Annotated in this window: 12 protein-coding genes and 1 pseudogene; 3 read left to right on the top strand and 10 right to left on the bottom strand. The window is 61.6% G+C overall.

What is annotated here, in order from left to right; all coding sequences use genetic code 11:
* Positions 1–154: 154 nt before the first annotated feature.
* The 3 genes from PspR76_RS08370 to PspR76_RS08360 are packed head-to-tail and all read right to left on the bottom strand — an operon-like array spanning position 155 to position 2,165.
* Entirely contained in the window at positions 155–772 is a 618-nt protein-coding gene (locus tag PspR76_RS08370; protein WP_159954769.1) for a TPM domain-containing protein, read from the bottom strand.
* Between the two features lie 31 nt (positions 773–803).
* On the bottom strand, positions 804–1,535 hold the full coding sequence (locus tag PspR76_RS08365; RefSeq protein ID WP_159954768.1) for a TPM domain-containing protein: 732 nt from the start codon (positions 1,533–1,535) through the stop codon (positions 804–806).
* Positions 1,536–1,553: 18 nt separating this feature from the next.
* Positions 1,554–2,165 carry a LemA family protein gene (locus PspR76_RS08360; RefSeq protein ID WP_094953058.1) on the bottom strand — a complete coding sequence of 204 codons (612 nt, stop codon included), beginning with the start codon at positions 2,163–2,165 and terminating at the stop codon, positions 1,554–1,556.
* 241 nt (positions 2,166–2,406) lie between these two features.
* Here PspR76_RS08360 and bglX point away from each other — a divergent pair, with 241 nt between their 5' ends.
* On the top strand, positions 2,407–4,698 hold the full coding sequence (gene bglX / locus PspR76_RS08355; protein ID WP_159954767.1) for a beta-glucosidase BglX: 2,292 nt from the start codon (positions 2,407–2,409) through the stop codon (positions 4,696–4,698).
* 146 nt (positions 4,699–4,844) lie between these two features.
* Positions 4,845–7,781 (top strand): annotated as a pseudogene (locus PspR76_RS08350) (autotransporter domain-containing protein).
* Between the two features lie 20 nt (positions 7,782–7,801).
* Here the strand turns inward: PspR76_RS08350 and PspR76_RS08340 are convergent.
* The 7 genes from PspR76_RS08340 to PspR76_RS08310 all read right to left on the bottom strand — a co-directional run bounded on the left by PspR76_RS08340 (position 7,802) and on the right by PspR76_RS08310 (position 15,074).
* Entirely contained in the window at positions 7,802–8,959 is a 1,158-nt protein-coding gene (locus PspR76_RS08340) for a phospholipase D-like domain-containing protein (protein ID WP_159954765.1), read from the bottom strand.
* Position 8,960: 1 nt separating this feature from the next.
* Positions 8,961–9,542 (bottom strand): YceI family protein, encoded by a 582-nt coding sequence (locus PspR76_RS08335; RefSeq protein ID WP_159954764.1) that lies wholly within the window; start codon positions 9,540–9,542, stop codon positions 8,961–8,963.
* 104 nt (positions 9,543–9,646) lie between these two features.
* The gene (locus tag PspR76_RS08330; protein WP_159954763.1) at positions 9,647–10,417 is read right to left on the bottom strand and encodes an IclR family transcriptional regulator; all 771 of its coding nucleotides are present in this window, start codon (positions 10,415–10,417) and stop codon (positions 9,647–9,649) included.
* Between the two features lie 64 nt (positions 10,418–10,481).
* Complete coding sequence (locus PspR76_RS08325; protein ID WP_159954762.1) at positions 10,482–11,924, bottom strand: amidase; 1,443 nt, start codon at positions 11,922–11,924, stop codon at positions 10,482–10,484.
* On the bottom strand, positions 11,921–13,231 hold the full coding sequence (locus PspR76_RS08320) for a citrate-proton symporter (protein WP_159954761.1): 1,311 nt from the start codon (positions 13,229–13,231) through the stop codon (positions 11,921–11,923). The genes PspR76_RS08325 and PspR76_RS08320 overlap by 4 nt, the downstream gene beginning before the upstream one ends.
* A 59-nt stretch (positions 13,232–13,290) precedes the next feature.
* The gene (locus PspR76_RS08315) at positions 13,291–14,466 is read right to left on the bottom strand and encodes a M20 aminoacylase family protein (RefSeq protein WP_159954760.1); all 1,176 of its coding nucleotides are present in this window, start codon (positions 14,464–14,466) and stop codon (positions 13,291–13,293) included.
* A 236-nt stretch (positions 14,467–14,702) separates the two neighbouring features.
* Positions 14,703–15,074, bottom strand: a complete 372-nt coding sequence (locus tag PspR76_RS08310) for a colicin E1 family microcin immunity protein (RefSeq protein WP_159954759.1) — start codon at positions 15,072–15,074, stop codon at positions 14,703–14,705.
* A gap of 393 nt (positions 15,075–15,467) precedes the next feature.
* Between PspR76_RS08310 and PspR76_RS08305 the strand changes: the two genes are divergently transcribed.
* On the top strand, positions 15,468–15,758 hold the full coding sequence (locus PspR76_RS08305; RefSeq protein ID WP_159954758.1) for a DUF3077 domain-containing protein: 291 nt from the start codon (positions 15,468–15,470) through the stop codon (positions 15,756–15,758).
* The last annotated feature ends 265 nt before the right edge of the window (positions 15,759–16,023 follow it).

Raw genomic sequence — 16,023 nt, 5'->3', positions numbered from 1 at the left:
GCCGCCAATCAAATGTGGAACTGCTTTTCTGTGGGAGCTGGCTTGCCTGCGATGCAGCCAACTCGGTCCATCAGGCAAACCGAGGTGATGCCATCGCGGGCAAGCCCGGCTCCCACAGAAAAGCAGCTCCCCTATGAGTTCTGAGTGGTGTGGGTTATTCCAGCACGATCAACCGGTTCGGCAGCTCATTACGGGTCTGCGTCACCGGCACATGCACCTTGAGCAATTCCCCACACGCCTCAATACAGGCAACAAACCCGGCCAACGTGTGCCCCTGTTTCACCTGCTGGGTAAACGCCGTGACGATGCCATCCCAACTGCTGTCATCCAGCCGCTTGGAAATGCCCTCGTCCACCAGGATCTCCACATAGCGCTCGGCCTCGCTGACAAAAATCAGCACGCCGGTGCCGCCCACTGTGTGGTGCAGGTTCTGTTCCAGAAACTGCCGACGCGCCAGGTTGGACGCGCGCCAGTGCCGTACCGAACGCGGGATCAAGCGGGTGGTGACCTTGGGCAGGCGAAACACCAGGCACAACACGATGAATGTCGCCCACTGCGCCAACAACAAGGTGTACATGGTCAGGTAACCCGACAAGTAATGCACCACGCCGGGCACCACCAGGGCGATCAGGCTGGCCCACAACAGCGGGATGTAGGCGTAATCGTCGGCACGGGCCGCCAGCACCGTCACCAGTTCGGCATCGGTGTTTCTTTCGACGCGGGCGATCGCCTCGGCGACTTGCCGTTGCTCGTGCTCACTCAGTAATGCCATGGTTGTAGATGCCCCTTTCTAGTTATTGTCATTACCAGCCACCTGAGGCACCACCGCCGCCGAAACCACCACCGCCGCCTCTGAAGCCACCACCGCCGCCGCCCCCACCGCCGCCACCGCGCCCACTGCTGCTGAGAATAGCCAACAAAATAGCGCCAACCGGCAGGCCCAGGCGATTGCACAGCCACAACACGCCGATCAGCAGAATGAACAAGCCGATGGAGAGCCCGGGATTATCCTTGGCAAAATTCGCATCCGCCACATGGGCAGGCACCGCCAGCGGCTCGCCGCCCACCACCTGCACCATTGCCGAGACGCCGTCGCTGATGCCCTGGCTGTAATTGCCGGCCTTGAACTTGGGCGCGATCACCTGGTTGATGATCACCCACGACTGCGCATCGGTCAGCACGCCTTCGAGGCCATAGCCGACTTCGATGCGCAATTTGTGCTCATCGCGCGCGACGATCAACAGCGCGCCGTTGTCCTTGCCCTTCTGGCCGATGCCCCACTGGCGGCCCAATTGATAACCGTAGTCCTCAATGGGCACACCTTGCAGGTCGGGCACGGTGACCACCACGATCTGGTCGCCGGAGGTTTGCTCCAGCGCCTGCAATTGCTGGGTAATCTGCGCACGTACCGCCGGGTCGATCATCTGGGCGGTGTCCACCACCCGTCCGGTCAATGGCGGAAACGTCAGCGCCGCCTGGGCCGCACCGACGCAGGCCAGCAACCACAGCGCCAAGCCTATCCGTAATAAACGCATCGACACCTCAGAGAAGCCTTATTTGAACTTCACTTGCGGCGCTTTATCGGCGTCGGCACTGGTGGCCTCGAACGTGGCGCGGATCGGCAAGTCGCTGTACATCACGCTGTGCCACAGGCGGCCTGGAAAGGTACGGATTTCAGTGTTGTACGCCTGCACGGCCTGGATAAAGTCACGACGGGCCACGGCAATGCGGTTTTCCGTGCCTTCAAGTTGGGACTGCAGGGCCAGGAAGTTCTGGTTGGCTTTGAGGTCCGGGTAGCGCTCGGACACCACCATCAAGCGGCTGAGGGCACCGCTCAAGCCATCCTGGGCTTGCTGGAACTGCTTGAGTTTTTCCGGGTTGTCGAGGGTACTGGCGTCGACCTGGATCGAAGTGGCCTTGGCCCGCGCTTCAATCACGGCGGTGAGGGTGTCTTGCTCATGGGCGGCGTAGCCCTTGACCACTTCTACCAGGTTGGGGATCAGGTCGGCGCGCCGTTGGTACTGGTTCTGCACCTGGCCCCAGGCCGCCTTGGCCTGTTCGTCCAGGGTCGGAATCGTGTTGATGCCGCAACCGCTCAGCACGCTGCTGATCAGTAGCAAAGCCGCGGCTTTCAAGCCCCAGCGGTAACCTTGTGCTGCTTGCATGGTGTTTCTCCTGCCCAAACTGGATGGAATGTGACGACTAACCCTATAAACCGCGCGCTTGGGGCATAATCCGCCACCACTGGATTGCGTCGAGCCAATCAGCTAAAAAGATGCCCAGCGCGAATAAGAGTTCACAAGTGTCGTGCATTTACTGCAATAACACTCGAACAACAACATATGTTCCCCACATTTTGGCAGAACAGCGCATTTTCGCTGTGCAGTGAGCCGAAAAAGGATATTCATGAAGAAGCTGTGTTTGCTCGGCCTTGTTGCCACTCTGGCCAGTCACCCCGTGTGGGCAGAAACAAAGCCTGCTGCGCTTAAAGACAAGGACGCCTTTGTCAGCGACCTGCTCAAGCAGATGACCCTGGATGAGAAGATCGGCCAGTTGCGCCTGATCAGCATCGGCCCCGAAATGCCCCGCGAGCTGATCCGCAAGGAAATCGCCGCCGGCCGCATCGGCGGCACGTTCAACTCGATCACCCGCCCGGAAAACCGTCCGATGCAGGACGCGGCCATGCGCAGCCGGTTGAAGATCCCGATGTTCTTCGCCTATGACGTGATCCACGGCCACCGCACAATTTTCCCGATCAGCCTGGCCCTGGCCTCCAGCTGGGACATGGACGCCATCGGCCGCTCCGGGCGCATCGCCGCCCAGGAAGCCGCCGCCGACAGCCTCGACATCACCTTTGCGCCGATGGTCGATATCTCCCGCGACCCGCGTTGGGGCCGTACCTCCGAAGGCTTCGGCGAAGACACCTATTTGGTCTCGCGCATCGCCGAAGTGATGGTCAAGGCCTTCCAGGGCACCAGCCCGGCCAATGCCGACAGCCTCATGGCCAGCGTCAAGCACTTCGCCCTGTACGGCGCGGTGGAAGGCGGTCGCGACTACAACGTGGTCGACATGAGCCCGGTCAAGATGTACCAGGACTACCTGCCGCCCTACCACGCGGCGATCAAGGCCGGTTCCGGTGGCGTGATGGTGGCGTTGAACTCGATCAACGGCGTACCCGCCACCGCCAACACCTGGCTGATGAACGACCTGCTGCGCAGAGACTGGGGCTTCAAAGGCCTGGCCGTCAGCGACCATGGCGCAATTGTCGAGCTGATCAAACACGGCGTGGCCAAGGACGGGCGTGAAGCCGCCAAGCTGGCGATCAAGGCCGGCATCGACATGAGCATGAACGACTCGCTGTACGGCAAGGAACTGCCCGGCCTGCTCAAGTCCGGCGAAATCGAACAAAGCGACATCGACAACGCCGTGCGCGAAGTGCTCGGCGCCAAGTACGACATGGGCCTGTTCAAGGACCCGTACCTGCGCATCGGCAAAGCCGAGGATGACCCGGCCGACACCGACGCCGAAAGCCGCCTGCACCGTAGCGACGCCCGCGATATCGCGCGCCGCAGCCTGGTGTTGCTGAAAAACCAGAACAACACCCTGCCGCTGAAAAAATCCGCGACCATCGCCCTGGTCGGCCCGCTGGCCAAGGCGCCGATCGACATGATGGGCAGCTGGGCCGCCGCCGGCAAACCGGCGCAATCGGTCACCCTGCTCGACGGCCTCAACGCGGTGATCGGCGAAAAAGGCAAAGTGATCTACGCGCGTGGCGCCAACATCACCAACGACAAGGCCGTGGTCGACTACCTCAACTTCCTCAACTTCGATGCCCCGGAAGTGGTGGATGACACCCGCGCGCCGCAGGTGCTGATTGATGAAGCGGTGAAAGCCGCGAAGAATGCCGATGTGGTGGTGGCTGCCGTGGGTGAGTCCCGTGGCATGTCCCATGAATCCTCGAGCCGCACCGACCTGAACATCCCGCAAAGCCAGCGCGACCTGATCAAGGCGTTGAAGGCCACCGGCAAACCGCTGGTGCTGGTGTTGATGAACGGCCGCCCGTTGTCGATTGTGGATGAGAACAAAGAAGCCGACGCGATCCTCGAAACCTGGTTCGCCGGCACCGAGGGCGGCAACGCCATCGCCGACGTGCTGTTCGGTGACTACAACCCATCGGGCAAGCTGCCGATCACCTTCCCGCGTTCGGTCGGGCAGATTCCCACCTACTACAACCACCTGACCATCGGCCGGCCATTCACCCCAGGCAAGCCAGGCAACTACACTTCCCAATACTTCGATGACACCACCGGGCCGTTGTTTCCGTTCGGTTATGGCCTGAGCTACACCACGTTCAGCCTGTCGGACATGGCACTGTCGTCCACCACCCTGAACAAGACCGGCAAGCTCGACGCCAGCGTCACGCTGAAAAACACCGGCAAGGTCGATGGCGAAACCGTGGTGCAGCTGTATATCCAGGACGTGGCCGGCTCGATGATCCGCCCGATCAAGGAGCTGAAAAACTTCCAGAAGGTCATGCTCAAGGCCGGTGAAGAGCGCACGTTGCACTTCACCATCACCGAGGAAGACTTGAAGTTCTACAACACCCAGCTCAAGTTCGCCGCAGAACCGGGCGAATTCAATGTGCAGATCGGGCTCGACTCCCAGGATGTGCAGCAGCAGACGTTCGAGTTGCTGTAAGGGTTGCAGCCCCCTCTTTTTAGAAGAGGGGGCGCAAACTCCGCAAAAAGTTAACTTTCACTCCTCGTTACAAGCCAAGTCCTACATCACGCTCCCGCCCCCCTCGCACACCCTGTCAGCCTCATTTTTTTGCAGGTGTGTGGACCATGTCACCCACGGAAAACGCCCGAACGGCATCCGCAAAAGCGCCCGTTCAATCATCACTCAAGCGAAATGCTCTGATCCTCTGTGTACTCGGCTGCTTGTCGGACATGCCGCTTGAAGCCGCGAGCTATGTTGAACAAGGCCGACTGAACGATGCGGCCAGCTGGCGCAGTGAAGAGTTCAAGAGTAACTGGGGGCTGGCGGCAATCGGCGCTGACTTCGCCTACGCTCGCGGCCTGAGTGGCAAGGGGGTGCAAGTGGCCATTTACGATAGCGGCACCGACCTTCGCCACAACGAATTCATGGGAAAGGCCCACATCGGCGTTCAGATGAACGCCCCAGGGTGTAGCAGCGAAGCGCTGTTGTCGCCCAGTGAAGGCTGTTTTTTCACCGAGGGTGATCGTTCTCAAATTATAGTTGAGGATGATACTTTTTCTTACATCTTTCGCGGCACCCATGTGGCCGGGACGGTGGCGGCCAACCGGGAAGGTACGGGTATGCACGGCGTTGCCTACGCCAGTACCTTCAGTGCGCTGAGGTTTGCCACCAACGAGTCTGAGTATCTGTACGAAAGAACAGCAGGCCCAACTGAGATACTGGCGGCCTACGCACAACTGCATGGGCAAAATGTAAGGGTCATCAATAACAGTTGGGGCCCACCCTTCACCGCGACTGACAACGAAACTGAATTGGATGCCGACCTCAAGGGGCTTGCCACATTAGCTCAGCCGTTAGGCCGAGGGTCACTGGACTATGGTTTTCTACAGGTCTGGGCTGCCGGCAATACACAAGCGCCTAACGCGTCACCGCAAACAGCACCGGTCGCTGAACCCCTGGCCAGCCTGCCTAGAGCAAGACCTGAGTTGGAACCTTATTGGCTGAGTGTGATTAACCTGCAACAAGACCTGACGTTGAATGACGCCTCCCACCGTTGCGGGTTCAGCCAAAACTGGTGCATCGCGGCCCCCGGCACCGACATCACCTCGTCGACGATCAGCGGTGAAATTGATGTCAAGTACTCCTATGGTGCCGACGGCAGGGTCAACGGCTATACGGTCGCTGGGGATACACCTGAGTTTGGCTACAGGACCGACACCGGCACCTCCTTCGCCGCCCCCCACGTTACCGGCGGCCTGGCCCTGCTGATGGAACGCTTCCCCTACCTCGACAACCCGCAAATCCGCGACGTATTGCTCACCACCGCCACCGACCTCGGCGCGCCGGGTGTGGACGACGTCTACGGCTGGGGCCTGATGAACCTGAAAAAAGCCATCGACGGCCCCGGCCAGTTGCGCGTCGACACCTCGGTGAACATGGACCGCCCTGCCGGGGGCGCAATCGTCTGGCAAGGCGGTGCCTGGGATGATTGGCGCAACGATATCGGCGGCCCCGGTCGCCTGGAAAAAACCGGCATCGGCTGGCTGCGCCTCAGCGGCAATAACAGCTTCGCCGGGGCCACGCTCAAGCAAGGCATCCTGGAGCTGGACGGCACCAACGCGCTCAAGGGCGACGTCAACGTCGACGGCGGCGTGCTGCGCCTGAACGGTTCCCTGGACGTGGCGGGCGATTACACACAAGCCGCCGGCTCAACCCTGATGACCGGGCTGACCAGCCCGGCAGCTCCAGCCAAACTGCAAGTCCAAAACCAGGCCTCCATCAACGGTGGCTCGCTGTACCTGAGCGCGCAACCCAATCACTATTACCTGGGCCAGCGCTACAGCATCCTGCAGGCCCAAGGTGCGTTGAATGGCGAATTTACCTCGATTGACCGCCGCGAGTTCTCGCCTTTCCTCAGCGTTTCCCAGGTCAAGCAAGGCAATAACTTACTGGTGGAGTTTGGCCGCGGCCAGTCACTGGCTTCTGCGGCGCAGACGCCCAACCAACGCGCCGTCGCCAATGCTGCGGACGCGCAATCCCAGCCTTCGCCGCTGCTGCAACGCCTGACCGCGCTGTTTCCAGAGCAGGCGCCTTCGGCACTGGACCAGTTGAGCGGCGAACTGCATGCCAGCACCCAAGCGGTGCTGATTGAAAACAGCCGTGTCGTGCGCCAGGCCGCACTGGACCGTCAGCGCCTGGCGCAAGACCGCCGCGTCGCCGCACTCGACGCCAGGAACCAAGGCGTCTGGGTGCAACTGCCGCGTCAATCCGGCCAACTTGCAGGCGACAGCAACACCACGCGCACGGCCCACAACACCACAGGCCTGCTGCTTGGGTTTGACCACACACTTGAACAAGGCACTCGCGTGGGCGTAGTGGCGGGCAGTGGCCTTACGGATGTGCGGGCCGGTTCGCGTGGCAAGGCCAGCGTCGACACCTTCCAATTGGCCCTGCACGCCGGCCACACGTGGGACGCGTTCGGCCTGTATGGCGGCATCGCCTATGCGTAACATGAGATCGAGACAAAACGCCGCGTCAGCTTCCCCGGCGTCGAGAACCGCCTGAGCGCCAAATACGCCAGCCGCACCGTGCAGACGTTTGCCGAGGCCAACTATACGTTCAGCCATGACGCCTGGGACTGGCAGCCGTACCTGCAACTGGCCAATGTGCAACAGCGCAGCGAAGGCTTCAAAGAGCGCGGCGGCATGGCTGCGCTGAAGGGCAAAGGCTCGAAGGAAAACTTCAACCTGACCACCGGTGGCGTGCGGGTCAACCTCGACCTGGGCAAGGCACAAATCGGCCCGTCATGGCTGAGCCTGCGTGGCGGCCTGGCCTACACCCATGCCAGCGGCGACCTGCAACCGACCACTCAGGCAGCCTGGGACGGCGGCCGCGTGATGAGTGTCAGCGGTGCGCCGTTGGATCGCCTCAGCACCCGCTTGGAATTGGGCGCCACCGCGCGCCTGAGCCGCGACAGCAGTTTGGACTTCGGCTTCAGCCAACAGCGCGGTGAGCGCACGCGCGACCAAAGCCTCACGGCGCAGTACACATTGCAGTTTTAGTCAGCAAAGGCGGGGGCGCCCTACCCCCGCCGATCCAACAGGTTCACCACCAACCGATCAATCCAGCCCCACACCCGCTGCTTGACCCGCCGCCACAACGGCCGGGCCTTCCACGCCGCCAGGCTCACCGCCTGGCTCTTTGCAAAATCACGCTCGAAACTGCCCGCCACGGCCAGCGTTAACTCAGGGTCCAAGGCTTCCAGATTGGCTTCCAGGTTGAAGCGCAAATTCCAGTGATCGAAATTGCACGAGCCAATGCTGACCCAATCATCCACCAGCACCATTTTGAGGTGCAGAAAGCACGGCTGGTATTCAAAAATCTGTACACCCGCACGCAGCAAACGCGGGTAGTAACGGTGCCCGGCGTAACGCACCGACGGGTGATCGGTGCGCGGCCCGGTGAGCAACAAACGCACATCCACGCCGCGCCCGGCCGCACGGCGCAGGGCGCGGCGCACGCTCCAGGTCGGCAGAAAATACGGCGTGGCCAGCCAAATGCGTTGCTGGCTGCTGTTCAACGCGCGAATCAACGACTGCAAAATATCGCGGTGCTGGCGGGCGTCGGCATACGCGACGCGCCCCAGGCCCGGCCCGGTCGCCGGCACCTTGGGCAGGCGCGGCAAACCGAAATGGGTGGCGGGCTTCCACTCGCGGCGCGCCGCATTCGCATGCCACTGACGGTCGAACAACGCTTGCCAATCCAGCACCAAGGGGCCGCTGATGTGCACCATTACTTCATGCCAATCAGCCGTGTCCTGCCCCGGCGTCCAGAACTCATCCGTCACGCCAGTTCCGCCGACCACGGCGATACGCTGGTCGACCAGCAACAGCTTGCGGTGGTCGCGGTACAGGTTGCGCATCCAGCGCCGCCAGCTCAGGCGATTGTAGAAACGCAGCTCCACGCCCGCGTCGGTCAGGCGTTTACGCAGCCCCAAGGTAAACGCCAGGCTGCCGTAATCATCAAACAGGCAGCGCACTCGCACGCCACGCTCGGCGGCCAGTACCAAGGCTTGCACCATGGCCTCGGCGCAGGCCCCGGCTTCCACCAGGTACAACTCCAAATCGACGTGCTGCTCGGCGCGAGCAATCGCCACCAGCATCTGCGGGAAAAAGCGTGGCCCGTCGATCAGCAACTCGAAACGGTTGGCGCTGCGCCACGGGAACACCGCGCCGCTCATCTCAACGCGCCGTAAAGATCAGAACCGCACCCACCGGCACCGATAAACTGATCGACTTCAACCCAGCCGCCTTACGCAACGCCGCCACACCCGGCGCCAAATCGAAATCCTCGGCATGCAACACCACCGGTTCCAGGGTCACCACCTGGAAACGCCGGTCATCCAGGCGCGTGGCCAGCAACTCGGCGCTGTAGGTTTGGGTCTTGCCGTGCAGGGTGACGTTCAAGGGCAGGCGCAACTCTACTTGCGCGCCGGGGGCCAAATCATTGATGGGTTGCAGGTTGATGCGTGCACTGATCAGCGCTTCAGGAAAGGCCTTGATCTGGAACAGGTCATTGCGCATGCGCTCGTCGCGCAGCGGAATGCCGCTGTTGATTGACTCAAGCTCCACCTCCAGTTTCGCCGCGCCCTGGCTGTCGACCTTGCCGTGCAACACCAGGAAACGCTGCACTTCGGCGATCTCGGTGTTTTTGGTGGTGACGAACGACAGGCGTGAGGATTCGTTATCCAAGTACCAGTCGGCGTGGGCAGGCAGAGCGGCAGCCGTCAGCAGCGTGAAGGCCAGGGGTTTGACGTTGAACATAAAGACTCGTGAGGCAAAAAACCTGGACGAACCTTAACTGTGCCGGGTGCCGGGCGCAATGTAACTGACAAAGCCAGCTCCCACATTTGTTTCAGCGGTGACTGTCAGGCCAGCGCCCGCTGCACATCGCGCACCGTCGCTTCAAGGCTGGCCATATGCAGGTTCAACACACGCTCCACCGGCGCCTGATGCATCGGCCAGTGCAACGCCATGCTGCCGATCAGCCGCCCATTGGCCTGCACCGGCAACGCCACCGCGCGTATCAGGAATGGCAGGCGCACCGTGTATTCCCAATAACCTTCGGTGCGCTGGCCAAACCCCTGATGCTGGGTTTGCTCGCAGGTGTGCAACTGCTCATCGGCCGCCACATGGTCGCGGCCCGCCAGGCGTTGCACCTCTTCGGCGGGCAATTGCGTCAGGCACGCCTTGCCCATCGCCGAGTGAAACAGGCTGGCGTGCTGGCCGACGATCTGGCAATTGTTCGGATACAACTTGCGCAGCACGCTGGGGATCGCGCTTTCCATGACCTCCAGGCGCTCGCCATCAAAACAGGATAAATCCACCACCAGCCCAGTGCGTTCGCTCAATTCCAGCAGCCACGGCGCGGCGCTTTCCACCACCTGGCGCTTGAAGCGTTGCTGGGTGTCGCCGAACAAGCGCTGGGCGCGCAGGCGATAACGGCGATCGCTCAGGCCGCGATAGACCCAACCCTGCTCTTGCAGGGTCAGCAACATGCGCGACACAGTGGCCTTGGGCAGGCGCGTCAGATAATGCAGCTCCTCCAACCCCAACGCCTGGTGTTCACCGAGCAATTCGACAATTGCCAGTGCGCGCTCAACCGACCGTACGGTGCCTGTCTCGGCGTGGCTGCCCATGTTCGATCTCCTTGTTGCCGGTGGATGATCATTGTTCACAGCAAGATACAGGCCCGGTTGCGCGTCAACTGCCCGATGCAAGGCACGCCGGTGGCCGGCGCTGCACCCATTGGGTCAACTGTTCATGGGCGTACGCCAATTGCAGCACCGCGCGGTCGGCCTGGGCCGGGCCGATGATCTGCAGGCCCATGGGCAAGCCGCCAGGGTTGAACCCCACCGGGATACTCATGCTTGGCAGACCGGCGAGTGTCGGCCCGATCACCACCTCCATCCAGCGGTGGTAGGTGTCCATTTCGCGCCCGCCAACGAGGCGCGGCCACGCCTGTTGTGCATCGAAAGGGAACACCTGGGCGGTGGGCAGCAACAGGAAATCGTAACGTTCGAACAACTTGGCCAGGGCGCGATACCACTCGCTGCGATCCACCGACGCCTGGTACACCTGCTGGGCACTCAGGCCCAGGCCGCCCTCCACTTCCCATTGCGCCTCGGGTTTGAGCAACGCACGTTTTTGCGGGTTGGCGTAGGCCGCGCCGAGATTGCCGTGCACCAGCCAATGGCGGTGTACCAGCCAACTGCGCCATAGCCGCGCCAGGGAAAACTCCGGCTGGCAGCTTTCTACTTCACACCCCAGCGTGACGAAATCGCCAAGAGCCGATTCGCACAGGCTCAGCACGCCGTCGTCCATCGGCAGGTAACCGTTGTAATCCCCCAACCAACCCAGGCGCGCGCCTTTGAAGTCGCGCTGCAAGGGTTCGCCGAACACCGTCGGGTCGTCTTTGGATGACAACGGCACCCGCGGGTCGTAACCGGCCTGGATGCTCAGCAACCGCGCCACATCGGTCACACTGCGGCCCATCGGGCCTTCGGTGCCCAGTTGCTGCACGAACACTTCCGGCATCGGCCCGTGCGGCACGCGCCCTTGCGACGGGCGCAGGCCAAACACATTGTTGAACGCGGCGGGGTTGCGCAGCGAGCCCATCATGTCGCTGCCATCGGCCACCGGCAGCATGCGCAGCGCCAGGGCCACCGCCGCCCCGCCACTGCTGCCGCCCGCCACCCGGCGTGGGTCATAGGCATTGCCGGTGGTGCCGAACAGGGTGTTGTAGGTCTGCGAGCCGAGGCCGAATTCCGGCACGTTGGTCTTGCCGATAATGATCGCGCCGCTGGCCCGCACCCGTGCCACGCTGATTGCATCTTCGCTGGGCACATGTTCGGCAAACAACGGCGAGCCCAAGGTGGTGCGCAAGCCCTGGGTGGCGGCCAGGTCCTTGATCGCCTGGGGCATGCCGTGCATCCAGCCGCGCGATTGGCCCAGGGCCAGTTCGCGATCACAGGCCCGCGCCTCGGCCAGCACGTCGTCGACGTCGCGCAACGACACCAGCGCATTCACGCGCGGGTTGAAGCGCTGGATCTGCGCCAGGTACGCGTGCATCACCTCTTCACACGACACGTGCCGCGCATGAATCGCCCGCGACAGCTCAGTCGCGTCCCACTCAACAATGCTCAAGGCTTCACCTCACTTGAAAACGGCAGCGGCCTATTCGCCCGCGGTGCCTCCTGCATGCAGTAAGTGCCCAGCAGCGTCAGCACGCAAGCGAACAGCACGTAAAACGATGGCGCCACTGGCGTGCCCAGCACTTTGGTCAGCCAGGTGACGATCAACGGCGCAAAGCCGCCGAACACCATTACCGCCACGTTATAGGCCACCGACACGCCGGTCGAGCGCACCTCGATAGGAAACTGCTCGGCCAAGGCCGTCGGCGCCGGGCCAAAGAAACCGCCGATGGCCGTGCAGAGCAGCACTTGCATCACCAGCAAACGCTCGATGGACGGCGCAGCGGCCACCCACACATACAACGGGTAGACCATCACGAAGAAGGCCAGGGTGAAAGCCATCAACACCGGGCGCCGCCCGAGGCGATCCGAGAGCAGGCCGGACAGCGGAATCACCACGGTCATCAGCGCCACCGCAAACATCTGCACCATCAGCACTTGGTCCAGCGGCAGGCCAAGACTTTTGTGGGCGAAGGTCGGCATGTTCACCAGCACCACGTAGAACGACACCGTCGCGCCGCACGCCAGGCCCATCGACACCAGGATGCTGCGTCGATGCTCACGCAGCACGTCCATCAAACTCGGCGCCGGGCCGGTGGCCTGCTTGCGCGCCTGGATGAATTCTTCCGGGTCTTCCATGTGCCGGCGAATCCACAGCCCCACCGGGCCGATCAGCAAGCCCAATACGAACGGCACACGCCAGCCCCACAGGTCGAGGGTTTGCGGCGAAAAAAAGTACGTGGCCAGCGCCACCATCGCCGCACCACCAAACACCGCCAGGCATTGCCCCACCAATTGCCAGGAACCATACAAGCCCTTGCGATGGGCCGGTGCACTCTCCACCAGAAACGCCGTGGCACTCGCGTATTCACCGCCGGTGGCAAAGCCTTGAAGCATGCGCGCCACCACGATCAGCAACGGCGCGCCCATGCCGATGGCGGCGTAATTGGGCGCAAAGGCGATCAGCGCGATGGACACCGTCATCAGCCGGATAATCAACTGCATCGCCGCCTTGCGGCCTTTGCGGTCGGAATAGATACCCAGCAGGATGCCGCCCACCGGGCGCATGAAAAAGCCCACGCCGAAGGTGGCCAGGGCCATCAACAGCGAGGCGTACTCGTCCTGCGAGGGGAAAAACTGTCGGGCGATGATGCTGGCCAGAAAGCCGTAAACGATAAAGTCATACCATTCCAGCGCGTTGCCGATCACCGCCGCCACCACCTGGCGGGTGCGCGAAACACCGGGTTTTGAAATCTGCATGAGGAACACTCCATTCAACCGATAAGGGCAAGGGTCCAGCGGCATAAAAAAGGCGGTCGTCAGGCAGGCTTGAGCCAGCTCTCGGCCAGCGCGCCCCAATAGGCGGCGCCGGTCAGCAGGATGTCGTCGTTAAAGTCATAGGCGGGGTTATGCACCATCGGCCGCGACACGCCGTTGCCGATAAACAGGTAACTGCCGGGGCAGCGTTGCAGCATCCAGGCGAAGTCTTCGCTGCCCATCAGCGTGCGGGTGTTGCCGTCCACCGCATCGGCGCCGAGCAAGGCGACGCCGACCTGGCGGGCGAACTCGGTTTCTTCGGCGTGGTTGACCAGCACCGGGTAGGCCGGGCGGTGTTCGATCTGCACCGTGCAGCCGAAGCTGGCGGCCTGGGTCTGGATGATGGCGTTGACGCGTTCCAGCATCTGCTCGCGCACCTTGGGGTTCAGTGCGCGCAGGCTCAGGCGCAACAGGGCTTGCTGAGGAATCACATTGGCGGCCTGCCCTGCTTGCAGCGCGCCGACCGTGACCACGGCGGCTTCCTGGGTGTCGATGTTGCGCGACACCACCGTCTGTAACGCCATGACCATACTCGCCGCCGCCACCAACGGGTCCACCGTCAAATGCGGCATGGAACCATGGCCGCCGACGCCTTCCAGCGTTACGGTGAGCAAGTCCTGGGACGCCATCATCGGGCCGACGCGCAAGCCCAAATGCCCAGCGGGCAAGCCCGGCATATTGTGCATGCCAAACAACCCATCACAGGGGAAACGCTCCAGCAAGCCGTCCGCCAACATCGCCTCGGCGCCGCCCTGGCCTTCTTCGGCGGGCTGGAAAATCAGGTTCAAGGTGCCGTCGAATTGCCGCGTCGCCGCCAAGTAACGCGCGGCGCCGAGCAGCATGGTGGTGTGGCCATCATGCCCACAGGCGTGCATGCACCCGGCGTGCTGGCTGGTGTAGGCCGCGCCGGTGTTTTCGATGATGGGCAAGGCGTCCATGTCGGCGCGAATGCCCAACGTACGCGAGCTGCTGCCATTGCGCAGCACGCCGACCACACCGGTTTTGCCGATGCCGGTGTGCACGTCATAACCCCAATTTTTCAAGGATTGCGCGACGAGCGCCGAGGTGCGGTTTTCTTCAAAACCGAGTTCGGGATGGGCGTGGATGTCTTGACGCACGGTGTGCAAGTCGCTGGCGACGTCGCTGAGCCAATCCAGAATGTGCTGGTGTGGGCGCATGGTGATTCTCCTCACAGGCGGGTGTTCCCGTTCTTGTTTGCGACACATCGCCAGCTAACCGCGATGTGGGCGGGAGGACAATCAAAGGTGGTTCCACTGGGTGGAACCTGAGGCGGACACCTAATAACCCTGTGGCGAGCAAGCTTGCTTGCGCCGGGGTGCGAAGCGCCCCCAAAACGAGGGGCCCAACAAATAGAGGTTCCGCTCTCAGAAAGCAGAGGCCACGCGAACGGGCACTATTTTTTCAGCCACAACCACAGTCCATAAAAGGCGCCAAGCGGAATGGCAAAAACGAAATAAAACATCCATAGCAGTACGTGACCACCATGAGATGCGGCGGCCCGTAGGGGATGTGTCGCCCAAAAATCTTTTCCAGTAAAACGAAAGACAACGTTTTCAACTGCACGCCTGGCCAGCGGGAACAACAGCGCATTAACCCCGCAGATCAAGATATAGATGGTGGCCTTATCGCTTGATTTAAAAACGGAGACGCTCATGCAAAAAATAAACAGCGCAATAACGAAGCTTTTTAAATAATAGTTTTTCTCCAGGCCCATTCGCGTTCTTATCATCCTGAAGTAGTTTTCGGCCTTGCGCCCCAGCGTCATAAGTCTCCTTTCTATGCCTGTTAACGGCCGACGTGAGTGGGGTCGGCTGCGGGCAAGGTTACTACAGGGGCGCGCACTGGAAACACAACGCAGATTGCGGACAGCTATTGGCCACCGGTTGCGACGGCGCGTGCATAGAGTTAACCTCGCCTCCGTCGCTGCTCATCAGTGACCGGGCCTGGAAACCCGATGCTTAAGGACGCTACAGCGTCGTCAAACAATCAGCAGGCGCTTTTTTTATGCCTGCAGTTTGTGCTTTTTGGCGGCTGTACGTGGGAGACCTTCGGGTCTGCCGGGTTCCTTTTGCCTCGGTTTCCAGCCCGCGTACAGTTGCCACCCTTCGCCTGGAAACGTTAGTGGCAGCTCTTTTTGTTCATGCAAAAGGAATCAGTTATGACTAACGCAGCATCAGCCGAAACCATCGGCGCCGCCACCTTCGCAGACTGCGGAGAGAACAAAAGCCATCTGAAAGTGTTCCGCGTCAACGCCGGGGTTCCGCTCGTAGAAGCCCTCGAACACGCATCCCACGTGCTCTATTACGCAAAAATGCTCTCCCTTGAAGCCGCCATGGATCCCAAGGCGGAGAAGTTTGCATTCGCCTCGCATTACCTGGGAGAAATGGGTAAGGCCATCATTGATGACCTGCTGCTGGCATTGCAGCCTGGTAATCAAACCCCGCAGTAAGTCGTTCGCGCCCGGTGCAGTGCATCGGGCGCCGGCTTGGACTTCTCTCATTTCCAATGATTAATGCAAATCCAATGTGGGAGCTGGCTTGCCTGCTCCCACAGAAAATCCTGGGTGTGCCAGGGGTTGAGGTGGCAGCCTTGACGCAAGCCCGCTCCCACATTTTGAGCTCAGTACATCAGATAGACGCGTGTACTCGGTCAAATGTGGGAGCTGGCTTGCCTGCGAAGGCATCAACTGGTTATGCCTGATGTGCCGAGGTGCC

The organism is Pseudomonas sp. R76 (genome assembly GCF_009834565.1).
Classification (GTDB): domain Bacteria; phylum Pseudomonadota; class Gammaproteobacteria; order Pseudomonadales; family Pseudomonadaceae; genus Aquipseudomonas.
The sequence above is the reverse complement of the archived record's forward strand: the minus strand, read 5'-3'. Positions and strand labels throughout refer to the sequence as shown.